The organism is Amorphoplanes digitatis (genome assembly GCF_014205335.1).
GTDB lineage: Bacteria > Actinomycetota > Actinomycetes > Mycobacteriales > Micromonosporaceae > Actinoplanes > Actinoplanes digitatus.
The window spans coordinates 6,566,567-6,589,856 of sequence record NZ_JACHNH010000001.1 but is presented as its reverse complement, the minus strand read 5'-3'; the positions used below and the strand labels follow the sequence as shown (position 1 = coordinate 6,589,856).

The 23,290-nt window shown below is 71.5% G+C and carries 24 protein-coding genes; 5 read left to right on the top strand and 19 right to left on the bottom strand.

Annotation, left to right across the window (positions count from 1 at the left end):
* Nucleotides 1-6: 6 nt before the first annotated feature.
* The 13 genes from BJ971_RS28670 to BJ971_RS28615 are packed head-to-tail and all read right to left on the bottom strand — an operon-like array spanning nucleotide 7 to nucleotide 12,286.
* Nucleotides 7-723: a DUF6390 family protein gene (locus BJ971_RS28670; protein ID WP_184996288.1), complete on the bottom strand. Its 717-nt coding sequence runs from the start codon at nucleotides 721-723 to the stop codon at nucleotides 7-9.
* Nucleotides 723-1,778 (bottom strand): hydrogenase expression/formation protein HypE, encoded by a 1,056-nt coding sequence (gene hypE, locus BJ971_RS28665; protein ID WP_184996287.1) that lies wholly within the window; start codon nucleotides 1,776-1,778, stop codon nucleotides 723-725. The genes BJ971_RS28670 and hypE overlap by 1 nt, the downstream gene beginning before the upstream one ends.
* A complete protein-coding gene (gene hypD / locus BJ971_RS28660; RefSeq protein ID WP_184996286.1) occupies nucleotides 1,778-2,878 on the bottom strand; it encodes a hydrogenase formation protein HypD in 1,101 nt (366 codons plus the stop codon). The genes hypE and hypD overlap by 1 nt, the downstream gene beginning before the upstream one ends.
* Nucleotides 2,875-3,159: a HypC/HybG/HupF family hydrogenase formation chaperone gene (locus tag BJ971_RS28655; protein ID WP_184996285.1), complete on the bottom strand. Its 285-nt coding sequence runs from the start codon at nucleotides 3,157-3,159 to the stop codon at nucleotides 2,875-2,877. The genes hypD and BJ971_RS28655 overlap by 4 nt, the downstream gene beginning before the upstream one ends.
* A 23-nt stretch (nucleotides 3,160-3,182) precedes the next feature.
* The gene (hypF, locus tag BJ971_RS28650) at nucleotides 3,183-5,693 is read right to left on the bottom strand and encodes a carbamoyltransferase HypF (RefSeq protein WP_184996284.1); all 2,511 of its coding nucleotides are present in this window, start codon (nucleotides 5,691-5,693) and stop codon (nucleotides 3,183-3,185) included.
* Nucleotides 5,694-5,695: 2 nt separating this feature from the next.
* Entirely contained in the window at nucleotides 5,696-6,199 is a 504-nt protein-coding gene (locus BJ971_RS28645; protein WP_184996283.1) for a hydrogenase maturation protease, read from the bottom strand.
* The gene (locus BJ971_RS42700) at nucleotides 6,196-6,315 is read right to left on the bottom strand and encodes a DUF6893 family small protein (RefSeq protein WP_377885181.1); all 120 of its coding nucleotides are present in this window, start codon (nucleotides 6,313-6,315) and stop codon (nucleotides 6,196-6,198) included. The genes BJ971_RS28645 and BJ971_RS42700 overlap by 4 nt, the downstream gene beginning before the upstream one ends.
* Nucleotides 6,312-7,640 (bottom strand): hypothetical protein, encoded by a 1,329-nt coding sequence (locus tag BJ971_RS28640; protein ID WP_184996282.1) that lies wholly within the window; start codon nucleotides 7,638-7,640, stop codon nucleotides 6,312-6,314. Before BJ971_RS28640 ends, BJ971_RS42700 begins: the two co-directional genes overlap by 4 nt.
* Nucleotides 7,637-8,269, bottom strand: coding sequence for a DUF6084 family protein (locus BJ971_RS28635; RefSeq protein WP_184996281.1), 633 nt, complete (start codon nucleotides 8,267-8,269; stop codon nucleotides 7,637-7,639). Before BJ971_RS28635 ends, BJ971_RS28640 begins: the two co-directional genes overlap by 4 nt.
* On the bottom strand, nucleotides 8,266-8,901 hold the full coding sequence (locus BJ971_RS28630) for a DUF5947 family protein (protein WP_184996280.1): 636 nt from the start codon (nucleotides 8,899-8,901) through the stop codon (nucleotides 8,266-8,268). Before BJ971_RS28630 ends, BJ971_RS28635 begins: the two co-directional genes overlap by 4 nt.
* A complete protein-coding gene (locus BJ971_RS42325; RefSeq protein WP_184996279.1) occupies nucleotides 8,898-9,476 on the bottom strand; it encodes a NifU family protein in 579 nt (192 codons plus the stop codon). The genes BJ971_RS28630 and BJ971_RS42325 overlap by 4 nt, the downstream gene beginning before the upstream one ends.
* A complete protein-coding gene (locus tag BJ971_RS28620) occupies nucleotides 9,473-11,263 on the bottom strand; it encodes a nickel-dependent hydrogenase large subunit (protein ID WP_184996278.1) in 1,791 nt (596 codons plus the stop codon). The genes BJ971_RS42325 and BJ971_RS28620 overlap by 4 nt, the downstream gene beginning before the upstream one ends.
* 15 nt (nucleotides 11,264-11,278) lie before the next feature.
* The gene (locus BJ971_RS28615; protein ID WP_239087494.1) at nucleotides 11,279-12,286 is read right to left on the bottom strand and encodes an NADH-quinone oxidoreductase subunit B family protein; all 1,008 of its coding nucleotides are present in this window, start codon (nucleotides 12,284-12,286) and stop codon (nucleotides 11,279-11,281) included.
* Between the two features lie 152 nt (nucleotides 12,287-12,438).
* Between BJ971_RS28615 and BJ971_RS28610 the strand changes: the two genes are divergently transcribed.
* On the top strand, nucleotides 12,439-12,813 hold the full coding sequence (locus BJ971_RS28610) for a hydrogenase maturation nickel metallochaperone HypA/HybF (protein ID WP_239087493.1): 375 nt from the start codon (nucleotides 12,439-12,441) through the stop codon (nucleotides 12,811-12,813).
* 47 nt (nucleotides 12,814-12,860) lie between these two features.
* Entirely contained in the window at nucleotides 12,861-13,529 is a 669-nt protein-coding gene (gene hypB, locus BJ971_RS28605) for a hydrogenase nickel incorporation protein HypB (RefSeq protein ID WP_239087492.1), read from the top strand.
* Between the two features lie 166 nt (nucleotides 13,530-13,695).
* Here the strand turns inward: hypB and BJ971_RS28600 are convergent, their stop codons facing one another.
* From BJ971_RS28600 to BJ971_RS28585, 4 genes are all read right to left on the bottom strand, one after another.
* The gene (locus BJ971_RS28600) at nucleotides 13,696-14,976 is read right to left on the bottom strand and encodes an ABC transporter permease (RefSeq protein WP_184996275.1); all 1,281 of its coding nucleotides are present in this window, start codon (nucleotides 14,974-14,976) and stop codon (nucleotides 13,696-13,698) included.
* Nucleotides 14,973-15,662, bottom strand: coding sequence for an ABC transporter ATP-binding protein (locus tag BJ971_RS28595; protein ID WP_184996274.1), 690 nt, complete (start codon nucleotides 15,660-15,662; stop codon nucleotides 14,973-14,975). The genes BJ971_RS28600 and BJ971_RS28595 overlap by 4 nt, the downstream gene beginning before the upstream one ends.
* Nucleotides 15,659-16,663, bottom strand: a complete 1,005-nt coding sequence (locus tag BJ971_RS28590) for an efflux RND transporter periplasmic adaptor subunit (protein ID WP_184996273.1) — start codon at nucleotides 16,661-16,663, stop codon at nucleotides 15,659-15,661. Before BJ971_RS28590 ends, BJ971_RS28595 begins: the two co-directional genes overlap by 4 nt.
* A 98-nt stretch (nucleotides 16,664-16,761) precedes the next feature.
* Nucleotides 16,762-17,970: a pyridoxal phosphate-dependent aminotransferase gene (locus tag BJ971_RS28585; RefSeq protein ID WP_275411379.1), complete on the bottom strand. Its 1,209-nt coding sequence runs from the start codon at nucleotides 17,968-17,970 to the stop codon at nucleotides 16,762-16,764.
* Between the two features lie 107 nt (nucleotides 17,971-18,077).
* Between BJ971_RS28585 and BJ971_RS28580 the strand changes: the two genes are divergently transcribed.
* On the top strand, nucleotides 18,078-19,190 hold the full coding sequence (locus BJ971_RS28580; protein ID WP_184996272.1) for a HEAT repeat domain-containing protein: 1,113 nt from the start codon (nucleotides 18,078-18,080) through the stop codon (nucleotides 19,188-19,190).
* Complete coding sequence (locus BJ971_RS28575; protein WP_184996271.1) at nucleotides 19,187-20,647, top strand: glycosyltransferase family 2 protein; 1,461 nt, start codon at nucleotides 19,187-19,189, stop codon at nucleotides 20,645-20,647. The genes BJ971_RS28580 and BJ971_RS28575 overlap by 4 nt, the downstream gene beginning before the upstream one ends.
* Here BJ971_RS28575 and BJ971_RS28570 read toward each other — a convergent pair.
* Together BJ971_RS28570 and BJ971_RS28565 are read right to left on the bottom strand one after the other, a co-directional pair.
* Nucleotides 20,612-21,268 carry a DUF3159 domain-containing protein gene (locus BJ971_RS28570; RefSeq protein ID WP_184996270.1) on the bottom strand — a complete coding sequence of 219 codons (657 nt, stop codon included), beginning with the start codon at nucleotides 21,266-21,268 and terminating at the stop codon, nucleotides 20,612-20,614. The genes BJ971_RS28575 and BJ971_RS28570 overlap by 36 nt on opposite strands.
* A 304-nt stretch (nucleotides 21,269-21,572) precedes the next feature.
* Nucleotides 21,573-22,265: a phosphatase PAP2 family protein gene (locus BJ971_RS28565; RefSeq protein ID WP_184996269.1), complete on the bottom strand. Its 693-nt coding sequence runs from the start codon at nucleotides 22,263-22,265 to the stop codon at nucleotides 21,573-21,575.
* 386 nt (nucleotides 22,266-22,651) lie between these two features.
* On the opposite strand from BJ971_RS28565, the gene BJ971_RS28560 reads away from it, so the two are divergent.
* Nucleotides 22,652-23,257 carry a response regulator transcription factor gene (locus BJ971_RS28560; RefSeq protein ID WP_184996268.1) on the top strand — a complete coding sequence of 202 codons (606 nt, stop codon included), beginning with the start codon at nucleotides 22,652-22,654 and terminating at the stop codon, nucleotides 23,255-23,257.
* The last annotated feature ends 33 nt before the right edge of the window (nucleotides 23,258-23,290 follow it).

Here is a 23,290-nt window from a genome sequence, read left to right as displayed (position 1 = left end):
CGGCCGTCACCCGGCCGGGGCCGTCAGGCAGCGGCGCTGGCGCAGTTCCAGCGACTCGATGCGCTCCTGCTGCTCGGCGGTGATGACGTCGCAGACCCAGTCCCAGTGCAGGGCCACCCGGTCGCCGGGCGACAGGCCGCCGAGCAGCGAGTTCCCGTTCGCCGACCAGGCGGCGACCTCATCCCGCGGCGGGCCCGGCGTCAGCTCGGTGCCGTCCCACACCAGCGGATTCGAGCGTACGGTCGCCGACTCGCCGTGCACGTCGAGGACCACGCCGGCGCGGATGCGGCAGCGGTCCAGCACCGACACCGCGACCGGCGCGGCCGGCGCGGTGAGCAGCCCGGCCCACGGATACACCTCGAACACCTGGAAGCTGTGGTGGGGCGTGGCCCGCCCGCCCGCCGTACGCCAGGTGCCGCCGGGCTGGCCGTGGAAGCGTTCGCCCAGCCACGCCACCAGGTCCGGCGCCGACACGCCGTCGAGCAGCTCGTTGCCGATCCAGTACGCCTCCACCACCGCCTCGTCGAGCGGATCGCCGATGCCGGCCGACGCGGCGATGAACTCGAGATAGCTCCAGGCACCCTCGAAGCGGCGGGCCCGCCGGGCGATCTCCGCGGGCGCGTCCGGGCGCAGCAGCGCCGCCGCACCCTCCGGCCCGCAGTAGCCCAGCTCGTTCGGCGGGTACGCGTACCGGGCGAACAGCAGCGTCCCCCGCACGCTCATCAGCAGATCCGCGGCAGCTGCTCGCCGATGGGCAGGTTGATCACCCGGGTGCCGCCGAGCGCCGTGCGCGCCACCACCATGCCGGGGTGCTCGGACACCACGGTGCCGATCCGGCACGCGTCCTCGCCGTGCGGATGCGCCCGCATGGCGGCCAGCACGTCGCCGGCCTGCGCGGCGGGTACGAACGCCAGCAGCTTGCCCTCGTTGGCGACCTGCATCGGATCGAGGCCGAGCAGGCTGCACGCGTCGCGTACCCCGGGCGGTACGGGCAGGTCCCGCTCGACCAGGTCGACGCCGACGCGTGCGGCCCGGGCGATCTCGTTCAGCGACGCCGAGACGCCGCCCCGGGTCGGGTCGCGCAGCGCGTGCAGATCGGCGCCGGTGGCGATCATCGCGGCGACCAGGCCGTGCAGCGGCGCGGTGTCGCTGCGCACGGCGGTGCCGAACTCCAGCCCCTCGCGGCAGCTCATCACGGCCACGCCGTGCACGCCGATGTCGCCGCTGATCAGCACCGCGTCCCCGGGCGCCGCCCGGTGCGCCGCGATGTCCACGCCGTCGGCGACGACGCCGAGGCCGGTGGTGTTGATGTAGACGCCGTCGCCGCTGCCGCTGTCCACCACCTTGGTGTCGCCGGTGACAAGCCGTACCCCGGCCGCGGTCGCGGCGGCGCCCATGGCCTCGGCGATGCGGGCGAGCTCGGACAGGGCGGTGCCCTCCTGAAGTATGAAGGCGGTCGACAGGTACAGCGGCGTCGCGCCGGACATGGCCAGGTCGTTGACGGTGCCGTTGACCGCGAGGTCGCCGATCGACCCGCCGGGGAAGAACATCGGCTTGACCACGAACGAGTCGGTGGAGATCGCGAGCCGGGCGCCGCCGGCGGTGACGACGGCCGAGTCGCCGAGCCCGGTCGCGGCGGCGGCGCCGAAGCCGGGCAGGAACAGGTGCTCGACGAGCTCGGCCGACATGGCCCCGCCGCCGCCGTGGCCCATCACGATCGACGGGGTGTCGCGCAGCGGCAGCGGGCAGGTCCAGTTCTCGAAGTCCAGGTCCGTCATCAGAGCTGCACCAGATCCAGCCGGCGGTACGCGTAGTAGGCCGCACACGCGCCCTCGGAGGAGACCATCGTCGCGCCGAGCGGGTTGCGCGGGGTGCACTGCTTGCCGAACGCCGCGCACTCGTTGGGCTTCAGCAGGCCCTGGAGGACCTCGCCGGAGCGGCACAGCTCCGACTCGCAGGCGGTGACGCCGCCGACGTCGAAGCGGAGTTCCGCGTCGAAGTCCCGGTAGCGCGGCGAGAGCCGCCAGCCGCTGTCCGGGATCATGCCGATGCCGCGCCAGGTCCGGTCGGTCACCTCGAACACGTCGCGCAGCATCGCCACCGCGGGCAGGTTGCCCTCCGCGCGTACGGCGCGGGGGTAGGCGTTCTGCAGCTCGTGGCGGCCGGACTCGAGCTGGATGACGGTCTGGCGGATGCCTTCGAGGATGTCGAGCGGCTCGAAGCCGGTCACCACGATCGGCACGCGGTACTTCTCCGCAAGCGGCGGGTACTCGCCGGTGCCCATGACGCTGCACACGTGGCCGGCGGCCAGGAAGGCCTGCACGCGGCAGCGCGGTGACTCCATGATGGCGGCGATCGCCGGCGGCACCAGCACGTGCGAGACCAGCAGCGAGAAGTTCGTGACGCCGAGCCGCTTGGCCTGGTAAACGGTCATCGCGTTGGCCGGCGCGGTGGTCTCGAAGCCGATGCCGAAGAACACCACCTGGCGGTCGGGGTTCTCCCGGGCGATGGTGAGCGCGTCGAGCGGCGAGTAGACGACGCGCACGTCCGCGCCGGCGCTCTTGACGCCGAACAGGTCCCGGCCGCTGCCGGGCACGCGCAGCATGTCACCGAACGAGCAGAAGATCACGCCGGGCTGCGCGGCGATGGCCAGGGCCCGGTCGATGATCTCGAGCGGGGTGACGCAGACCGGGCAGCCCGGGCCGTGGATCATCTCGATGCCCTCGGGCAGGAGCTGGTCGATGCCGTGCCGGATGATCGAGTGGGTCTGGCCGCCGCAGACCTCCATCATCGCCCAGGGGCGGGTCGCGGTCGCGTGGATCTCGTCGAGAAGCCTTCGGGCCAGGTCCGGGTTGCTGAATTCGTCGAGGTACTTCACCGGTCGTCTCCCGCCTGCTCGGCCGCGCGGGTGAACCCGTCGCCGAACTCCTCCTCCAGGATGCCGAGGCGCTCGAAGTTGGCGAGCGTCTCCTGCGCGGACTTCTCGTCCAGCCGCTGGATGGCGAATCCGACGTGCACCACGACGTACTCGCCGACCGCGGCGTCGGGGATGTATTGCAGGCACACGTTCTTGTGCACGCCGCCGAAGTCGACCTCGGCCATCAGGGTGCCGTCGGTCTCGGCGATGCTCAGGACGCGCCCGGGGACGGCCAGGCACATGGGAGTGTCTCCCTTCTCGATGGTCAACAACAGGCGCCGACGACCAACTGGCCGAGGGCCAGGCCGCCGTCGTTGGGCGGCAGCAGCCGGGGGAGCAGCACGGTGAAGCCCCGCTCCCGCAGGGCACGCCGGGCCGCGTCGAGCAGCAACGCGTTCTGGAAGACCCCGCCGCCGAGCGCGACGACGTCGAGGCCGGTCCGATCCCGGCCGAGCTCGGCGAGGTCGGCGATCAGGGCGGTGACGGCCGCGTGGAACCGGGCGGCCACGGTGGCCGCCGGCACGCCGGCGAGGACGTCGGCGGCGACCGCGCGGATCACCGGGCCGGGGTCGGCGGGCGGGCCGAACCGGTAGCCGTCGCCGGCCGGGCCGGCCGACGCGGCCAGCCCTTCCAGGATGATCGCCGCCTCGGCCTCGTACTCCACGGCGTGGCACGCGCCGGTCAGCGACGCGACCGCGTCGAACAGCCGGCCCATGCTCGAGGTGGGCACGCAGCCGAACCCCGTCTCCAACTGGTGGGCTAGCACGTCGCGCTCGGCGGGCGGGCAGGCCGCGACGCAGGCCAGCTCCGGGTGCCACGGCACGCCGGCGGCCCGCAGATGCGCCATCGCCATCCGGTACGGGCGCAGCACGCTCGCGTCCCCGCCCGCGAGCGGCACGTAGCCGAGGTGCGTGGCCCGGTCGTACGACTTGTAGTCGGCGATCAGCACCTCGCCGCCCCACACCGCGCCGTCGGTGCCGTAGCCGGTGCCGTCGAACGCCACGCCGATCACCCGCTCGTCGAGGCCGAGGCCGTGCTCGGCCATGACCGAGGCGATGTGCGCGTGGTGGTGCTGCACCAGCCGCACCGGCCGGCCGGCGGCGTGGTCGCGGGCCCAGCCGGTGGAGCGGTAGCCGGGGTGCAGGTCCGCCACGATCGTCTCGGGGCGCACCCCGGTGAGCCGTTCGAGGTGTGCCTCGGTGCCGGACAGGGCGTCGATGGTGCTCAGGTCGTCCATGTCGCCGATGTGCTGGCTGACCCAGGCGTACCGGCCGGCGCCCAGCGCGCAGGCGTTCTTCAGGTCCGCGCCGACGGCGAGGGTCGGCGGCACCTCGAACGGCAGCGCCAGCGGCATCGGCGCGTGGCCGCGGGACCGGCGGATCGGCAGCTCCGCGCCGGCGGCGTGCCGGCTTACCGAGTCGTCGCACGGCACCCGGATCGCACGGTCGTGCCGCAGGAACGCGTCGGCGAGCGGCGCGAGCCGCCGGGCGGCGTCCGCGTCGTCGTAGGCGATCGGCTCGCCGGCGAGGTTGCCCGACGTCATGACCAGGGCGTCCGGCCCGGTCGGGTCGCCGGGCAGGCCGAGGAGCAGCACGTGCAGCGGCGTGTAGGGCAGCATGATCCCGAGGTCGGGGTTGCCCGGCGCCACCGCGGCGGCGACGTCCCCGCCGGCCCGTCGGGGCAGCAGCACGATGGGGTGGCGTACGCCGGTCAGCAGCCGCTCCTCGTCGTCGGTCATCGTCACCAGCCGCCGGGCCGTGTCGAGGTCGGCGACCATCACGGCGAACGGCTTGCCGCCGCGCCGTTTGCGGGCGCGCAGCTCGGCGACGGCGTCGGCGTTGCGGGCGTCGCAGGCCAGGTGGTATCCGCCGAGGCCCTTGACGGCGACGATGCGCCCGGCCGCGAGCAGCTCCCGCGCGCCGCGCAGCGGGTCCGGGTGCCGGTCGCCGCCCGGGGTGTGCAGCTCCAGCCGCGGGCCGCAGTCGGGGCAGGCGATCGGCTGGGCGTGGAAGCGCCGGTCGGCCGGGTCCTCGTACTCGGCGCGGCAGGCGGCGCACATGGCGAACCCGGCCATCGTGGTGGCGGCCCGGTCGTACGGCAGGCCGGTGATGATGGTGAAGCGGGGGCCGCAGTTGGTGCAGGTGATGAACGGGTGCCGGTACCGGCGGTCGGCGGGATCGCGCAGCTCGGCGAGGCAGTCGTCGCAGGTGGCCACGTCGGGCGAGGCCAGCGTCCGCGCCTGCCCGCCCGCGCTCGACTCCGCGATGGTGAAACCGGTGCCGCCCACGGGCTCCAGCGGGGTCTCGTCGACGGCGGTGACCATCGCGAGCGGCGGCGCGTCCGCCCGGAGCCGGCGGCCGAACTCCCGCACCGCCTCGGCGGGGCCCTCGGCCTCGATCACCACGCCGTCGGCGGTGTTCGCCACCGACCCGGCCAGGGCCAGGTCGGCGGCGGTCGCGTAGGCGAAGGGCCGGAAGCCGACGCCCTGCACGAGCCCGGCGACGGTGAATCGCCGGCGGACCCGCCCGGCGGGCTCGGTGCTCTCGCGGGCCCGGCCCATCAGCTCCAGGCCGGACATGGCCCGCTCGGCGGCCGCCTCGTCGATGACCTCCAGCGCGAAGCCCATGTGGATCAGGATCCAGTCCTCCGGGTCCGGCGCCCGTTCGAGCATGCCCACGTTGACCTGGCGCTGCACGCCCATGACGTCCACCATTGCCAGCTGGCCGGCGTAGCCGGGAACGAGCCGCACGACCCGGCCGGGGATTCCGAGGCACATGGTCAGGACCCCCGGGTGTCGCCGGCGAGGACGCGGCCGACGAGCTCGCGTACCCGGGTGACGGCCTCGGGAACGGCGGCGGCGACCGGCTCGCTCAGGCCGATGCCCTCCTCGACGGCGCCGGCCCGGCAGCCGACGACGTAGGTGGTCGGCAGGGTGCCGCCGAGGCGTTCGAGGTTGGCGAGCATGGCCGCGGGGTGCATGCCGTGCGCGTCGTACTCGCCGTCGCCGAGGTCGTCCGCCGTCACCTCCAGCACCACGAGCTGGCCCGGCGCGCCGGCGGACGGCAGGGCGTCGACGAGCACCAGGGTGTCGTAGGAGTCCAGCAGGTCGTAGGCCAGGTGCATGCCGCGGATGCCGTAGTCGGCCACCCGTACCCCGGACGGCAGCGTGCCCTGACCGGTCAGCCGGCGCACCACCTCGGGACCGAAACCGTCGTCGCCGAGGAAGAAGTTGCCGATCCCGGCGACCAGGACCCGCGCCGGGTGCCCCTCGTCCGCGGTCACATCGAGCGGATCTTCAGGTACCGCTGGATGTCGGGCATCGCCCGCACGACCACAACGGCGGCGAACACGGTGACGGCCACGCCGGCGACCGTGGTGAGGATGCCGATGGTTCTCACGATCTGTACTCCTTCTTGGCCGGCGGAAGGTCGGCCGTAGCCGGTAGCGGTTCGAGCTCCTCGGGAGCGAAGTAGAAGTAGCGGCCGTACCAGTCGTGCAGGTCGGCGGCGGGGTCGTCGACGAGCACCAGGGCGACGTGCACGCCGCCGTCGACGTCGCCGAGCACCGCGGTCACCCGCGCCACCCGGCCGGCGAAGAAGATGTCCTGCGCGTCCGCCCGCCGTGACGGGTGCACCCGGACCAGGCTGCCCTTGGCGACGGGCACCCCGTCGATGAGCACCGTGTCGGTGTCCGGGTCCGCCCGCGCGTCGGCCGCGGGATCCCACCAGGGCTCCGGGTCGCGCAGGACGCCGTGCAGCCGCCCCAGTTCGGCGTCCGGCATGGCGTCGCAGCGGTCGATGATCGCGGCGGCCCGCGGGTCGGTCGAGCGGGCCTCGGCCTTCTCCGCCTCGGTCATGGTCATCACCCGCAGCGTGAGGATCTCGTCGATCTCGGTGGAGTCGAACAGCGCGCCCGGGCTCTGCTCGGCGATCCGCGGGTGGTCGTACAGGATGATCGGCGCGCCCAGCACGACGTCGTGCGAGCCGTCGGGTCCGGCGAGGACCGGCCAGCAGCGGCGCTGGCGGCAGCGCCCGGCCGCGGCGGCGGCCGCCTCCGGCGGCTCCAGCAGCGAGACGAAGGCGCCGTCGTACGCCTCGATCAGCAGGTGCGCGCCGATCAGCGAGGACCGGATCGCGGCGTCCTTTCCGGCGACGGTCTCCGGATGCTCGTTGCGCACCTCGACGGTCAGCCGCTGGTAACCGCCGTCGGCGTCGGTCCGGGTGCGCAGCCGCGCGGTCAGCGGCCACCGGCGCCGCACGATCCGGCCGGCGGGGGAGCCGTCCGGGCGGTTGACCGGCTCCGTCTCGCACCCGCCGGGTACCTCGACGGCGACGTCCGCCGCCTGACCGAGCGGCGTCGCCGGGACGGTGATCTCCCGTTCGACGGCCTCGTCCCAGCTCAGCAGCGCCGCCCCGGCGACGGTCAGCTCGCCGACCGGCAGGTGTGACCCGTCCGGTTCGAGGCGCTGCACCTCGCGGGCCTGCAATTGCAGGAAGCGCAGGTGGATCCGGACGCCCGCGGCGCCGCCCGGGTCGAGCAGGCACTGCATGGCCATGTCGGGCGCCTCGGCGAAGGCGGCGGCGGTGGCCCGCGGCGGGCCGAGGACCCCGAACTGCCAGCGGGACCGGTTCTTCGCCGCGCTCTTCCGGTACGGGTAGAGCAGGTACCCCTCGTAGAGCACCGCGTCGGCGATCGCCCGCACCGTCCCCAGGTTCATGCTCATGACGCCGCGCCGCCGAGCAGCTTCTCGACGGTCTCCTCCCAGCTCGTCATGCCGTGCCGGGCCCGGTAGGCGGCGAGCCGGGCCAGCACCTCGGAGTCCAGCCGCAGCCAGCCGGTGTTCGGGAAGTACAACGAGATCATCTGCCGCCACACGCCGACCGGCAGGTCGTGCCGGGCCTCGCACTCCCACGGGATCTGCTCCACGCCGAACCCGGTTTCACCCCGGGTGAACACGGTGCCCGAGAAGAGCAGGGTGAGCGGCACGTCGCCCGCGTCCAGCGCGTTGAGGTACTGCGAGCCGATCACCTCGAGGTCGTACGTGCAGGGCAGGGCGAGGTCGATCTCGGTGCGGCCGGTGAAGCCCTGCACGGTGGTGTTGCACTGCATCCACAGGAACGGCTTCAGGGTCTCGGTCCAGCGGGCGCGCTCGCCGAACAGCCCGCGCAGGTCCTGCTGCTCGCCCTCGTCGTAGCGGCGGCGCTGCGGCTCGATGCGCACCTGGCAGCGCAGCGCGATCGCGTGGATGCGCAGGCCAGTGCCCTCCGCGATGCGCAGCCGCGCGGTCAGCTGCGGCGCGGCCGCATAGGGCTCGGCGAAAACGTCGAGCACCGAGAACTCAAACGCGCTCATGGCGGCGGCGCCGGGCGGCTGCGGGCGCGGATGCCGGCGAAGAAGGCGTCGATGTGCGCGTGTGCCTCGGCGCCGCCGTCGAAGCCGCGCCACAGCTTGCGCAGCTGACCGACCAGCTCGTAGCACGCGTCGATCGGCACGACGAAACAGTCCTCGCCGGGGCGGCGGACCAGCAGCGCCTCGACGTCCGGCCGCAGCACGGCGAGCCGCGGGCTCTGCGCGACGATCCGGTCCCAGGCGGCCAGCGGCAGCTCGGACTCGGTGGCGCCGGCCGGGCCGGGATAGAAGGCGACCATCCGCCGCTGCGCCGAGTTGCGGAACAGGAAGGCCAGGCCCACCGGAATCTGGAGTTCGTCCCAGGTCCGGCCGTCGATCGCGGTGCCGGCGAAGGAGAGGTACCGCTCCGGCACCGACCGGTAGTGCAGTGCGGCGGCGGCGTCCGAGAAGAGCAGGTAGCAGGGGCGGCAGGCGCACATCAGCGCCCGGCTCTGCAGGTCGACCACGTGCGCGTGGGCCGCGGCGATCGGCTTGGCGCACATCTCGCAGCGCTCACCGTCGGCGGGCACCGGCCGCGACCGGGTGACCCGGCGCAGCGCGGCCAGCGGCACCCGGCCGGGCGACGGCCCGGTCATGACGCGACCCGCGCGCCGTCGGGTCCGGCGGCGGCGATGCGGGAGAAGAGCGCGGAGACCGGGATCACCGAGCCGCCGCCCGGCGCGGCTGCGGGCTCCTCGAACTCGATCGCGGTGACCTCCGGCGCGGCGGCCTCGATCGCGCCCTCCACGGCGAGTCTCAGGGTCGCGGCCGTCGACCCGCAGCCGTCGTGGCCGGCCGGCATCCGCAGCCGGACCACCCCGTCGGCGCCGACGTCGAGCAGTTCCACGTCGCCGCCGTGCGATCCGGGCTGGGCGCGGACCTCGGCCAGCGCCCGCTCGATCCGGGTATCCACCGGGTCCGGGTGCAGGCCGTGCACCAGCAGCAGGCTCGCCACCAGGTCGTCGCCGGCGAGCGCCGTGAGGACGTCGTCGGTCAGCGCGCCGTGCTCGTGCGCGATGTCGAGCAGCCGGGTGAGGCCCTCGCCGTAGAGGTCGGCGACCAGCCGGACCAGCTCCTCGGCGCGCTCGCGGGCGACCGCGCCCCCGGCGGCGCTGGCGGCGATCAGGGTCTCGACGCGGTCACCGGCCGCGCGCCAGTCCGCTTCGCTCACGACGCACCGGCGGACTGCGTCGGCGAGTGCAGCAGCTCCAGCTTCTTGCCGCCGCCGAGGTACATGTGCACGCCGCACGGCAGGCACGGGTCGAAGCTGCGCACCGTACGCATGATGTCGATGCCCTTGAAGTTCTCCCGGTCGTTCTCCTCGAAAATAGGCTGGCCCTGCACGGCGTCCTCGTAGGGCCCCGGGGTGCCGAAGCTGTCGCGGGGGTTGGCGTTCCACGGCGTCGGCGGGTACGGGTGGTAGTTCGCGATCCGGCCGTCACGGATCACCATGTGGTGCGAGAGGACGCCGCGCACGGCCTCGGTGAAGCCGCAGCCGATACCCTCGTCGGGCACCTCGAAGCTCTCCCACGTCTTGGTGCGCCCGGCCCGGATCTCCACCAGGGCCTTCTCCGCGAAGTGCAGCGCGCAGGCGGCGGCGTACGCCTGGAAGTAGGTGCGCGCCCGGTTACGCTCGATGGTGTTGCTCCATTGCGGGATCTTCCACTCGAACTCGACCGGGCCCTTGAGCGCGGTCTTCGGCAGATTGATCTTCACGCTGGAGCCTGTCGACCGGATGTAGCCGATGTCGACGAGCCCGGCGAGCGCGGTGGACCAGAGCCGCGCCAGCGGCCCGCCGCCGGTGTCCAGGGCAAGATAATCCTTGCCGTCGAACCAGCGCGGCGACATGACCCAGCTGTACTTGTCGTCCAGGTCGCGCTTCTGCGGCCGGGGGTTGGTGTGCTGGTTCCACGGATGCCGCCGGTCGACGGGGTTGCCCAGCGGATCGTGCGTCACGAACATCTCCTGGTCCTGCCAGTCGTCGTAGTACGACGAGCCGAGCAGGATCCGGATGCCAAGGTTGATCTTTACCAGGTCGGTGGTGATGAGCTTGCCGTCGACGACGATGCCCGGGGTGACGTACATCTTGCGGCCCCAGTCGGTCATGTCGGCGTACTTGAAGTTGCAGTGCTCGGGGTCCTGGAACGAGCCCCAGCAGGCGAGCAGGATGCGCCGGTTGCCGACCTGCTCGTAGCCGGGCAGCGCCTGGTAGAAGAAGTCGAACAGGTCGTCGTGCATCGGCACGACCTTCTTCATGAACTCGACGTAGCGCATCAGCCGGCTCAGGTAGTCGGTCATGAGCTGGATCGTCGCGACCGTGCCGACGCCGCCCGGGTACAACGTGGAGGGGTGCACGTGGCGGCCCTCCATCAGGCAGAACATCTCCCGCGTCATCCGGCTGACCTGAAGCGCCTCGCGGTAGAACTCGCCGGTGAACGGGTTGAGCGAGCGCATGATGTCGCCGATAGTGCGGTAGCCGTGCTCGCCGGCGTGCGGTGACTCGGTGCGGTTGGCCATCTCCAGCACGCCGGGGTTGGTCTCGGCGACCATCTTCTCGCAGTAGTCGACCCCGACCAGGTTCTCCTGGAAAATGTTGTGGTCGAACATGTACTCCGCGGCCTCGCCCAGGTTGACGATCCACTCGCCGAGGTGCGGCGGCTTCACCCCGTACGCCATGTTCTGCGCGTAGCAGGAGCAGGTCGCGTGGTTGTCGCCGCAGATGCCGCAGATCCGGCTGGTGATGAAGTGCGCGTCGCGGGGATCCTTGCCCTTCATGAAGATCGAGTAGCCGCGGAAGATGGAGCTGGTGCTCTTGCACTCCGCGACGATCCGCTGCTTGAAGTCGATCTTCGTGTAGATGCCGAGGCTGCCGACGATGCGGGTGATCGGATCCCACGCCATGTCGACGAGCTCGGTCTTGCCGGCGGTGGGGTCACGCCGATCCTGGGTCGCCGTCATGACGCCGCCTCTCAGTTACCAGGTGCGCTTTGCGCCGGTGGTCAGCTTCCGGCCGGGGCGGCGCCACTTGGGCTCCCGGTCGAGGGTGTGCGTGGTGAGCTCGCGGAGGCGGCGGATCGTCGCTCCATAAGGGCCGATCACGGTGGTGGAGAACTTGCCGCCGGGTGGCTCGTCCATGAACGGCATGAACTTGTCGGGGAAGCCGGGCATGGTGCAGCCGATGCAGATGCCGCCGACGTTGGGGCAGCCGCCGACGCCGTTCATCCAGCCGCGCTTGGGCACGTTGCACTTGACCACCGGACCCCAGCAGCCAAGCTTGACGATGCACTTCGGGGAGCCGTACTCGGTGGCGAAGTCGGCCTGCTCGTAGTAGCCGGCGCGGTCACAGCCCTCGTGCACCGTCTGGCCGAACAGCCAGGCCGGGCGCAGCGCGTCGTCCAGCGGGATCATCGGCGCCTGGCCGGTGGCCATGTAGAGCAGATAGGTGAGCGTCTCCGAGAGGTTGTCGGGCTGGATCGGGCAGCCCGGCACGCAGACGATCGGTATGCCCGCCTTGGACTTCCACCCCCAGCCGAGGTAGTCCGGCACGCCCATCGCCCCGGTCGGGTTGCCGGCCATGGCGTGAATGCCGCCGTAGGTCGCGCAGGTGCCGACCGCGACGACCGCGGTGGCCTTCGGCGCCAGCCGGTCCAGCCACTCGCTGGTGGTCATCGGCTGCCCGGTCGCGGGGTTGTTGCCGAATCCGCACCAGTAGCCCTCGTCGTGCAGCTTCTCGTTGGGAATCGAGCCCTCGACGACCAGGACGAAGGGCTCCAGCTCGCCGCGGTCGGCCTTGAAGAACCACTCGAGGAAGTCGTCGGCGCCGCCGTTCGGCCCGCACTCGAAGTCGATCAATGGCCAGTGCACGGCGACCTGGGGCAGCCCGGGCAGTGCGCCGAGCGCGATCTCCTCGATGCTGGGCTGGGTCGCGGCGGTCAGTGCGACGGAGTCGCCGTCGCAGCTGAGCCCAGCGTTGATCCACAATACGTGGATCAGCGTGTCAGCCGCTTTCAGTGCTTCCGGTGAAGGCATGAAAACCGCTTTCCGGGGCCGGGAGGAGGCCCCTGCGACACTGGAGTCGACAGTCGACCCGCCAGTGTTACTCACCTGACACCCTAGTGGCCCGGCGTGCGAATATGTCAACGCCGACGATGATTCAATCCGGCCGGGACGAGGCAGCATTGCACGAATTGTCGATCACTCAGAGCGTTGTCGACGCGGTCTGTGAGCGGGCCGCGGGTCGCACCGTCCACAGCGTGAAAGTCGAGGTTGGAGCGTTAACGGCGGTGGTGCCCGAGGCCATGCGGTTCTGCTTTGATCTCGCGGTGGAGGGCACCGTGGCGCAGGGTGCGCGGCTCGATATCGTGGCCCGTCCGGGGGTCGCCCACTGCGGTGACTGTGACACCGACATCGTGCTCGATGATCTGATCTTGTTGTGCGCATGCGGCAGCGCGGACGTCCGGGTGACGTCGGGGCGCGAATTGCGGATCCTTTCCATGGAAGTGGGCTAGAAATGTGTACCACCTGCGGCTGCGGAGAATCACATAGTCACCCGGAAGTGATAAACCATTCGCACGAGACGATCACTCTCGAGCAGAAGGTGCTGGCCAAGAACGACGCCCTGGCGCAGGCCAACCGCGAGCGGCTCGCTGCCCTCGGCATCGTCGCCGTCAACCTGATGAGCTCACCGGGCGCGGGCAAGACCACATTGCTCGAGCGCACCATCCGCGACACGGCGGGGCGCCGTGCCGTCGCGGTGATCGAGGGCGACCAGGAGACGCCGCTCGACGCGGACCGCATTCGGCGCACCGGCTGCGCGGTCGTGCAGGTGAACACCGGGGCGGGCTGTCACCTCGAGGCGGGCATGGTCGGTGCGGCGCTGGACCGGCTCGAACCGGCGGCGGGCTCCCTGCTGTTCATCGAGAACGTCGGCAACCTGGTCTGTCCGGCGCTGTTCGACCTCGGGGAGAACGGCAAGGTCGTCATCGTCTCGGTCACCGAGGGCACCGACAAGCCGTTGAAGTACCCGTACATGTTCGCGGCGGCCGACCTGGTTCTGATCAACAAGACGGACCTGCTTCCGTATGTCGACTTCGACGTCGCCGCCTGCCGTGCGCACATCAAGGCGGTGAACCCGGGGGCGCAAGTGCTGGCCGTCTCCGCGACAACCGGGGACAACCTGGAGTCCTGGTACGCCTGGCTGGACGGGCCGAGTGCGTGTAGCTGACTGACGGTCTGGCTCGGTGGGTGGCCTCTTGGTTGCGCTTGGACGGGTGGGGCCGGGGGTGACCACGCACTGCTGGTGGATCGTTTTTACGCTGTGCGTGGTCACCCCCGGCCCCACCCTTGCAATGGGGGGCGGTTGCGGTCGGTGATTGGTCGCTTGGCGGGTGTTAGGCGCGCATGACGGTTGCGATGGGGATTCGGGCGGCGCGTAGGGCCGGGACGAAGCCGCCCAGGATGCCGGCGATTAGGCCGGCGATGATGCCGGCCACGCCGGCGTCCCAGGGGAATGCGAGGTCGCGTAGGAAGGGTTCGGATTCGCCGACTACGGCGGAGATTGCCTTGAGGCCGATCACGCTGCAGCCGATTGCGGCTGCCGCGGTTAGCAGGCCGGTGAGCAGGGTTTCGGCTAGGACGATTCCGGCCAGTAGGGAGCGGGGGGTGCCTACGGCTCGGCGTAGGGCGAACTCTTCGATTCGTTCGCCGACTGTGGCTAGGCCGACGTTGAGGATGCCGGCGACGCCGATCAGTAGGACCAGGCCGGCCATTGCCAGGAAGACCAGGCGTAGCAGGCGGATTTCGTTTTGGCCCTGTTCGCGGGAGTTGACGGTGTTGACGTAGATTTCTGCGCCGGCGCCGCGGAGTTTGGTTGTGAGTACCTGCTCGACCGGTGTGGAGTTGGCCAGCAGTACTTGCATGCCGCCGCCGGTGTTCGGGTCGGCCAGGTTGGCCGGCGGGAGCCAGTTGGCCAGTTCGTCCAGGCGGACGTAGGCGTGGGGCTCGTAGGCGCCGTCGTCGACGACGCCGACGATTTGCGGGGTGATGTTGGCGGCCGCGCCGCCTACGCGCATTTCGGCGGGGACCTTGTAGCGGGCGAAGCCCTTGGCGGCCTCGAGGTTGATGACGATCCGCGGGGCCAGCGCGGGCACCGTGGAGAAGTCGAGCCAGTCGCCGGTCTTGGGGCGGAACGGGCGGAACGGGCGGATGTCGGCGGTCATGGCGGTGAGTTGCACCTGGATGGCCTGGCCGGGCGGGGCGGCCGCGGGAGCTTCGCAGGTGCCGTCCGGGTAGCAGACCTGGCTTGGGCCCCAGTGCTCGTCGAAGGGCGAGCCGCCCTCGTTGACGGGCGTGACGCCGGGCTCGCCGATGATGGCCGAGACGCTGAGCATGGCGGTCGCGTCGGAGCGGCCCTTCAGGGTGGTGAGGACGATGTCCGCCGTCCGTTCCTGGGTCGGCACGTCCATCACCTTGGTGCCGTCGATGCCGTTGCTGAGCTCGACGCCGGCGAACAGCGCGCGTTCGGCGATGCTGGCGCCGGCTTGTACGACGACGACGGCGAGTACGCCGAGGAAGAGGCTCACCATGGACAGCAGGGTGCGTAGTTTGCGGGCGCGGATGCCCTGGACACCGATGATCAGCGCGGACCGGCCGCGCCCGGACAGCCGTTTCACGCGTAGACCCTCTCGTTGAGTAGGCCGTCGACCAGGTCGAGTGTGCGGCCCATCCGGGCCGCGTGGTCGCGGTCGTGCGTGACCAGGATCAGGCCGCAGCCGCGGGTGGTGGCCGCGAGCAGGGCGTCGATGACGAGGGCGCCGGTCTCGGTGTCGAGTGCGCCGGTCGGCTCGTCGGCGAGCAGCACCTTCGGGCGGCGTACCAGGGCGCGGGCGATGGCGACCCGCTGCTGCTCGCCGCCGGAGAGCCGGGGTGGCCGGTGCTTGGCCAGGTGTGCGACGCCGACCTGGTCGAGCGCCTCCATGACCTGGGCCCGGCGCTCGCGGCGCGGCAGCCAGCCCTGCCCGTTGACCAGCGCCATGGATACGTTCTGGGCGGCGGTCAGGTGTTTGAGGAGGAAGAACCGCTGGAACACGAAACCGAACTGCGAGCTGCGCAACTTGGCGGCCCGGCGCTCCTTCAGCCGGCTGATCTCCTGGCCGCCGAGCAGGTAGCTGCCCTCGTCCGGGCGGTCGAACAGGCCGATGATGCTGAGCAGGGTGCTCTTGCCCGAGCCGGAGCGGCCCACGATCGCGACGCTCTCGCCCGCGTGCACGCTCAGGTCGACCCCGCCCAGGATCGTGCGGGCCTGCTGCTGGCCCTTGAGCACCTTGGTGATGCCGGCGAGTTCGATGAGCGCGGTCATCCGGTGAACCCGGACGGCTGGTCACCGGGTACGGCGGCCGCGGTCGGCAGGTTCGGGCCCGGGATGGCGACGGTCTCGTCACCCTTGAGGCCCGACTTGATCTGCACCACCTTGCCGTCGGTGAGGCCGAGGACCACGTCGACGGTCTTGCGTACGCGATCCGGGCCGACCAGGTCGACCTTGCCGCGGCCCTGCGTGCCGGCGATCGCCTCGACCGGCAGCACGAGCGCGTTGTCGGCCTTGCCGGTGACCAGGTTCAGGGTGACCGCGGCGCCGTTGATCAGCTTGATGCCGGACGGCGCGGTGCAGACCAGTTGGAGTCCGGTCGGCTCCGAGCCCTCGCCGCCGGAAGGCGCCTCGGGCTCGGGCTGGGGGTCGGGGGCGCCGCTGGCGTTCGGTGCGGGGGAGGTCGGCGGCGGCGCGGGGATCGTGCCGGCCGGCAGGGCCGCGATCGTGCCGAGCGGCTTGCACTTGAACGGGCCGGGCCCGTTCTTGATCTGCCCCTCGACGGACTTCGCCGCGCCGGAGATCCGGTAGGCCATCGCGCTGTCGATGTCGGCGACGATGCCGTAGCCCATGTGCCGGGCGGAGACGACGGGCATGCCGGCGGTGACGTCGGCCCGGTCCTCCATGAGTCGGCCGGCCATTGTCGCCCCGGCGGGGATCTCGACGGAGTAGGGCCTGCCCTTGCGCCAGACCGTCGCCACCCAGGTCTCCTGGTCGTACCGCGTCGGCGAGGGTGGCCGTTGCAGGTAGCGCAGCTCGCCGCTCTTGGGCGCGACGATCCCGAAGACCGGGTTGATCGCCACCTTGCCGGCCAGGCTGATCGTGTTGGTGAGGTCCTGCCGGGTCGGCTTGACGGTGGTGAGCACCGTGCCGCGCGGTTCGAGTTCCGGCGTCTGCACGCCGGCGTTCGACGACGTGCAGCCGGCCAGCGCGATGACGGCTATCGACACGCCCGCGCCGGTGAGCAGCCTGCGTACGTCCACCGGATCTCCCATCAGCCTGATCATCTTCGATGTGCGGCCGGGCAGAGATGATCTCCGATCCGACCGGCCCGCAGACGGTACATGGCCGATGCAAAACCCTGACGGAGGGATTACTGGCGGTAGGTCTCCAGGAAGCGGCGCAGGCGGTCGGTGGCGTCGTCGAGGACGTCGACCGGGGCCAGGAACACCATCCGCAGGTGGTCCGGTGTCGGCAGGTTGAAGCCCGTTCCGTGCGACAACAGCATCAGCTGCTGCTCCAGCAGGTCGATGATCATCCGCTGGTCGTCGTAGATCTTGTGGATCTCCGGGTCGAGGCGGGCGAAGAGGTACAGCGCGCCCTGCGGCTTCACGCAGCTGACGCCCGGGATCTCGTTGAACTTGTCCCAGGCGTGGTTGCGCTGCTCGTACAGGCGGCCGCCCGGGCGGATCAGGTTGTTGATGCTCTGGTAGCCGCCCAGGGCGGTCTGCACGGCGTGCTGGGCCGGCACGTTCGGGCACAGGCGCATGTTGGCGAGCAGCTGCACGCCCTCCAGGTACTCGGTCGCGTGGGTGGTCGGGCCGCTGATCGCCATCCAGCCCGAGCGGAAGCCCGCCGCCCGGTAGGCCTTCGACAGCCCGCTCATGGTGAGCACCAGCAGGTCCGGCGCGAGCGCCGCCGCGCACTCGTGCGTCGCGCCGTCGTACAGGATCTTGTCGTAGATCTCGTCCGCGAGCACGAGCAGGTCGTTACGGCGGGCGATCTCCAGCAGGCCCAGCAGGGTCTCGCGCGAGTAGACCGCGCCGGTCGGGTTGTTCGGATTGATGATCACGATGGCCCGGGTGTTCGGGGTGACCTGCGCGGCGACGTGCTCGAGGTCGGGCGCCCAGTCCTGCTTCTCGTCGCAGCGGTAGTGCACCGGCCGGCCGCCGCACAGCGTCACCGCGCCCGTCCACAGCGGATAGTCCGGGCTCGGCACCAGCACCTCGTCGCCGTTGTTGAGCAGCGCCTGAAGCGACATCACGATGAGCTCGGAGACGCCGTTGCCGAGGAAGACGTCGTCCGGCTGCACATTCTCGACGCCGAGGGTCTGGTAGTACTGCGCGACGGCGACGCGGGCGGAGTAGATGCCCCGGGCGTCGCTGTAGCCCTCCGCGTCGGCGAGGTTGTGCACCATGTCGGTCACGATCGGCTCCGGGGTGCTCAGCCCCCACGGCGCCGGGTTGCCGAGGTTGAGCTTGAGGATGCGGTGACCCGCGGCCTCCAGCTCCTGTGCGCGGCGCAGCACCGGCCCGCGGATGTCGTAGCGGACATTCTTGAGCCTGCTCGCCTGCTCCACCATGACCAGCAGCCTAAGGCGTCGTTCCCTGTGAACGATGCTCGCATAACGGATATATTCGACAAGATGAGCAAGATCCTCCTGGTCGTGGGCCGGCGGGCGGGCCGCTGATGCTCGGGCTGTTCACCGTTGTCATCGCGGTCCTCGCCGGCATCGTCGCGGTGACCGCGCTCGCCATCGTCGCCGTCCGGGTGCTGCGCCGGATCCGCGACCGCAGGCAGGCCGAGCTCGCCGCCGGCCCGCGCCGGGCGCTGCTCGCCTTCGTCGCCGACAACGGCGAGGAGGGCAGCCACGACCTGGTCGCCATCCCCGACGACGCCTGGCGCGCCGTCGAGCCCACCGCGCTCGCCCTGCTCGGCAAGCTCCGCGGCGAGGCGCACCTCGGGCTCGTCTCCGTCTTCCTGCGCCGCGGCGCGGGCCGTGCCGCGCTGCGCGACCTGCACTCGCGCAGCCGGGTCCGGCGGGCACACGCCGCGGAGGTGCTCGGCGACCTCGCGCTGCGCCAGGCCGTGCCCGAGCTATGCCAGCTGCTCACCGACCGGCACCCGGAGGTGCGCGTGGTGACCGTCCGCGCGCTGGGCCGCATCGGCGACCCGGCCGCCGCCTGGGAGATCATCGCCGCCCTCGACTGCGCCGACCCGCTGCCGTCGCTGCTGGCCACGCACGCACTCACGCAGCTCGGCGCCGAGGCCGAGGTGACACTCTCGGCCGCGCTCGACCACCCGCAGGCCCGCGTCCGCGCGGTGTGCCTGGACGCGCTCGGCCTGCTCGGCGCCGCCGGCTCGGTGCACCGCGTCGCCCGGGTGCTGCGCGACGACCCCGTCCTGGACGTGCGGGTCGCCGCCGCCACCAATCTCGGCCGGCTCGGCACGCGCACCGCGCTCGAGCCGCTGACGCTGGCGCTGCGCTCGTCGCGGCCGGCGCCGCTGCGCGCAGCCGCGGCCCGGGCGCTGGGCGCGCTGGGCGCGCCGGCCGCGGTGCCGACGCTGGTGGAGCTGCTCGACGACGACGAGTTCCAGGTGGCGCACGAGGCGGCGCACGCCCTGCGCCGGCTCGGCGGGCCCGGCACCGAGGCGCTGGCCGCGGCGGTCGAGGCCGAGCGGGACGGGGGTGCCGGCGCGCATCGCCGGCCGTCGCCGTCGGACGGCGTGTCGGTGAGCCACGCCCGGGAGGCGCTGGCGCTGTCCCGGATCGGCGCCGGGCGAGTGGAGGTGGCGGCGTGATCGAGGCCGTCCGCGAGTTCCTGCGCTTCACCGACGTCGCGATCTTCGCGTACTTCCTCGGGCTCAACACCAGCTACCTGGTGCTCATGGCGCTGGCCGGGCTCGAGTTCGGCAAGCACCTGCGGCGGGTGCCGTTCGCCGGCACCGACGACATGTTCCGCAGCCCGCTCACGCTGCCGGTCTCGGTGATCGTGCCCGCGCACAACGAGGGCGCCGGGATCGTCGCCGCGGTGACCGCGATGACCGCGCTGCGCTATCCGCGTTACGAGGTGGTGGTCGTCGACGACGGCTCGACCGACGACACGTTCGAGCTGTTGCGTGCCCACTTCGACCTGGTGGAGGTGCCGCGGGTGGTGCCGGGGGAGGTCCCGTACCAGTCCCAGGTGCTCTCCGTGCACGTCGCCCGCGCCAACCCGGAGACGCTGACCGTGGTCCGCAAGACCAACGGCGGCAAGGCCGACGCGCTCAACGTCGGCATCAACCTGACCCGGCACCCGCTGATCTGCATGGTCGACGCCGACTCGGTGCTGGACCCGGACGCGCTGCTGTCGGTGGCCAAGCCCTTCGCCGACGACCCGCTGCGGGTGGTGGCCTGCGGCGGCGTCGTGCGCATCGCCAACGGCTGCAAGGTGATCGGCGGCCGGGTGGTCGACGTGCGGATGCCGAAGCGGTGGCTGGGCCGCATCCAGGTGGTCGAATACCTGCGCGCGTTCCTGATGGGCCGCACCGGCTGGTCCCGGCTCGGCGGGCTGGTGGTCATCTCCGGCGCGTTCGGCCTCTTCCGCCGCGACCTGGTCGTGCGGATCGGCGGCATGGCGCACGACACCATCGGCGAGGACGCCGAGCTGGTCGTCCGGCTGCACCGCCACCTGCGGCAGCTCAAGGAGGACTACCGGGTGGTCTTCGTGGCCGAGCCGGTGAGCTGGAGCGAGGCCCCGTCGAGCCTACGGGTGCTGGGCCGGCAGCGGCGGCGCTGGCACCGCGGCATCGCGGAGATCCTGCGCAAGCACCGCGGCATGATCCTCAATCCGCGGTACGGCCGCATCGGCCTGGTCGCGCTGCCGTACTACGTGGTCTTCGAGCTGCTGGCGCCGTTCGTCGAGCTGTCCGCCCTGGTGCTGCTTCCGCTCGGTCTCCTGGTCGACGCCATCGACGTCGCCTTCCTCTGGCGCTTCGTGCTTGTCGCCTACGGCTACGGCCTGCTGGTCAGCCTGGTCGCCCTGTTCATCGAGGAGGTCTCGTTCCACCGCTATCCGCGCTGGGGCGACCTGGCGCGCGGCGTGCTGGCCGCGATCCTGGAGAACTTCGGCTACCGCCAGGTCCTCGCGGTGTGGCAGGTCCGCGGCGCGCTCGGCGCGCTGCACGGGCGGCGCGCGGAATGGGGCGCGATGCAGCGCGAGGGCTTCGACACGGTGGCCGAGTCACGCGAGGCGGTCGGCGTGGGCCTCGGCCGTTGACTGCGGGTGCCGCAGGCCGGGGTGCCCGGCGGGCAGGCTGCGGCGGATCACCCACCAGCTCAGCGCGAGGCAACCGGCGACAAGCGGCCAGGTGAGCACGCCGCGCGCGACACCCAGCGCCATCACCGCGTGCGCGGCCCAGAGCGGCACGAACACGGCGAGGCGGACCAGATACTGACCGACCCAGACCCAACTGCCCATGCAGTACGCCCGCAGCAGCGCGGGATCGCGGCGCCACCGCGTCTTCTGGCCGAGCACGGCGCCGACGATGACGCCGAGCAGCGGCCACCGGATCACGATGCTGACCGCCCAGGCCAGCGCGCTGGCGGCGTTCGTCACGATCTGGAGCAGGAAGAAGTCCTCGGCGCGCCCCGTACGCAGGGCGATCAGCGCGGCGACGCAGACGCCGAGCAGGCCGATCAGGACCGCGCGGGGCCTGCCGCCCTGCCGCAGCCGCCAGGCGGCGACCGCGAGGGCCGCGACCACCGCGGCGCCGGCGCCGACCCAGATCGAGCGGCCACCGGCGAACCAGGCCACGACGAAGATCACCGGGGGGACGGTCGCGTCCAGCGCGGCCCGCCGGCCGCCCAGCAGATCGGCCAGAGACTCCGGTTCGGCCACGCCCCACCCCGCTCTCAAGTTAGGAAAGCCTAACCGGCGCCGCTCGGGCGCGCATCGACCGGCCCGCCGCGGCACCGAAGATCACACCCCGGACCATTCCGTGCCCGGCCGCGGCGCCCGCCCGCCGTCCCGGTCACCGCCCGCGGCGATGCCCGGCCGCGATGCCCGGCCGCGATGCCCGGCCGCGGTGGCCGGCCGCGGTGCCAGCCGTCCCGGTCACGGCCTCGGGTGATGCCCGGGCGCGGTGTCCGCCGTTCCGGTCACGGCCTCCGGTGGTGCCCGGGCGCGGTGTCCGCCGTTCCGGTCACCGCGCCGGGTGGTGCCCGGCCGTGAGCTGCTTTCGGTGCCGGATGGCGTCGCGGTCGAGGATGGCTCGGGCCATGACCCACACGCAGACGGCGCCGTTGAGGAAGGACGCGAGTACGTCGGTGGGGTGGTGCATGCCGCGGTACATCCGGCCCAGCGCCACCCCGACCGGCACGAGCAGCAGCAGCCAGCACGCCGCCTTGAGGCCGGTGCGGTCGGTCAGCCGGACCAGGATCACGGCCAGCCCCAGGTAGAGGGCGACCGACGCCGAGGTGTGGCCGGACGGGAAACTCGAGGTCGGCGGGGAGGTGTCCATGTGGTCGACCTCGGGGCGCGGCCGGTCGATCACCAGCGTGGTCAGGAAGAAGATCAGCGCCTGGGCGCAGACCGCCGCGCACAGGAAGATCGATTCCCGCCAGCGCCGCAGGGTCAGCCGCAGCACGAGCGCCGCGAGGATCGTCACGGCGATGATCGCCGGGGTGCTGGCCAGGGTGCTGAAGATCAGGGAGACCATGCTGATGTCGTGGGTGCGGTCGCGCTCGAGCTCGCGATTGACCGAGTCCTCCACGGTCAGCGGCCACGTGTGCGGGAAGACCTTGGTGATGAGCAGGCCCAGGGCGATCATGACGGCGAGCAGGGCCGAGATCGGTGCCAGGATCCGCTTGAGAGCCTGCGCCGCGAAGTCAATCATCCGCCGGGGGTACCCGGGTCCGGGCGGCGGCCAAACCCGATCTTATCTATATCGGGTGAAAAGCTATTACTGTGGACAGTTGAATGAGATGAGTCTATTACGATCGGTTCACCGCCGATTCGGCGGGCACCGCACGGAGATCCGGCAGTTCTGCCTCGGTCGATCGGCTATGCCTGTGTTCGAAGCGTGTGGTTACCGGTACGTTGAGTAGGCAACGGCGCCTTAGCAATTGAATGGCACAAATGTGCGCTGAACTGGGAAAACATTACCTATAAAAGATCATCTGTACCGACTCTCTCGTGCATGTGGCCGATCCGTTGGGACTGGCATCTCCGAAGTAGACAGGTGGAGAAACAGGGATCCCGGCTGACAGACTAGGTGGTGTGATGATCCGGGTTGTGGTGGTGAGAGACGAGGGCTACTTCGGAGTCCCGGTACGAACACTGCTAGAGGCCAAACCTGACATTCACTACGTCGGCACGCTCTCTTTGAGCAGTGATCTGCCGGCTCGGGCCGCGGAGTTGTGGCCGAATGTGATCGTGATCGACACCGAGTACATGGTCAGTCAGGTGCTACCCCTCGCCGAGGAGTTGCGCGCGACCATTCCGTCCTGTTCCATGCTGCTGCTGTGCGATCCGGCGAAACGCGGAATGCTTCCGCCGCGCCGCTGGGCCGGCGGGCTCAACTTCGTCCTCAAGGACGCCTCCGACGCGGTGCTCGCGGATTCCATCCGGCGGCTCGCGGCCGGCGAGCGCGTCGTGTCCCCGATGCTCCAGGCCGCCTCGCTGAACACCGATCGCGGGCTCAGCACCCGGGAGCTTGAGGTGCTCGGGCTCGCGGCCGAGGGCGAGTCGGTGCGCGAGATCGCGGGCCGCCTCTACCTCTCCGGCGGGACCGTGCGCAACTATCTCTCGGCCGTCATCACCAAGACCGGCGCGCGCAACCGCCTCGACGCGATCCGCATCGCCCGTAAGGGCGGCTGGTTGCGATAGCGACCGGACCCGGCGCCGGCCTCGGTATTCTTG

Excerpts from the sequence above, each read along its gene's own strand:
- BJ971_RS28670 (WP_184996288.1), bottom strand. The coding sequence starts at position 723 with ATGAGCGTGCGGGGGACGCTGCTGTTCGCCCGGTACGCGTACCCGCCG.
- hypE (WP_184996287.1), bottom strand. The coding sequence starts at position 1,778 with ATGACGGACCTGGACTTCGAGAACTGGACCTGCCCGCTGCCGCTGCGC.
- BJ971_RS28655 (WP_184996285.1), bottom strand. The coding sequence starts at position 3,159 with ATGTGCCTGGCCGTCCCCGGGCGCGTCCTGAGCATCGCCGAGACCGAC.
- hypF (WP_184996284.1), bottom strand. The coding sequence starts at position 5,693 with ATGTGCCTCGGAATCCCCGGCCGGGTCGTGCGGCTCGTTCCCGGCTAC.
- BJ971_RS28640 (WP_184996282.1), bottom strand. The coding sequence starts at position 7,640 with ATGAGCATGAACCTGGGGACGGTGCGGGCGATCGCCGACGCGGTGCTC.
- BJ971_RS28635 (WP_184996281.1), bottom strand. The coding sequence starts at position 8,269 with ATGAGCGCGTTTGAGTTCTCGGTGCTCGACGTTTTCGCCGAGCCCTAT.
- BJ971_RS28630 (WP_184996280.1), bottom strand. The coding sequence starts at position 8,901 with ATGACCGGGCCGTCGCCCGGCCGGGTGCCGCTGGCCGCGCTGCGCCGG.
- BJ971_RS28620 (WP_184996278.1), bottom strand. The coding sequence starts at position 11,263 with ATGACGGCGACCCAGGATCGGCGTGACCCCACCGCCGGCAAGACCGAG.
- BJ971_RS28610 (WP_239087493.1), top strand. The coding sequence starts at position 12,439 with ATGTCAACGCCGACGATGATTCAATCCGGCCGGGACGAGGCAGCATTG.
- BJ971_RS28595 (WP_184996274.1), bottom strand. The coding sequence starts at position 15,662 with ATGACCGCGCTCATCGAACTCGCCGGCATCACCAAGGTGCTCAAGGGC.
- BJ971_RS28590 (WP_184996273.1), bottom strand. The coding sequence starts at position 16,663 with ATGGGAGATCCGGTGGACGTACGCAGGCTGCTCACCGGCGCGGGCGTG.
- BJ971_RS28585 (WP_275411379.1), bottom strand. The coding sequence starts at position 17,970 with ATGGTGGAGCAGGCGAGCAGGCTCAAGAATGTCCGCTACGACATCCGC.
- BJ971_RS28580 (WP_184996272.1), top strand. The coding sequence starts at position 18,078 with ATGCTCGGGCTGTTCACCGTTGTCATCGCGGTCCTCGCCGGCATCGTC.
- BJ971_RS28565 (WP_184996269.1), bottom strand. The coding sequence starts at position 22,265 with ATGATTGACTTCGCGGCGCAGGCTCTCAAGCGGATCCTGGCACCGATC.
- BJ971_RS28560 (WP_184996268.1), top strand. The coding sequence starts at position 22,652 with ATGATCCGGGTTGTGGTGGTGAGAGACGAGGGCTACTTCGGAGTCCCG.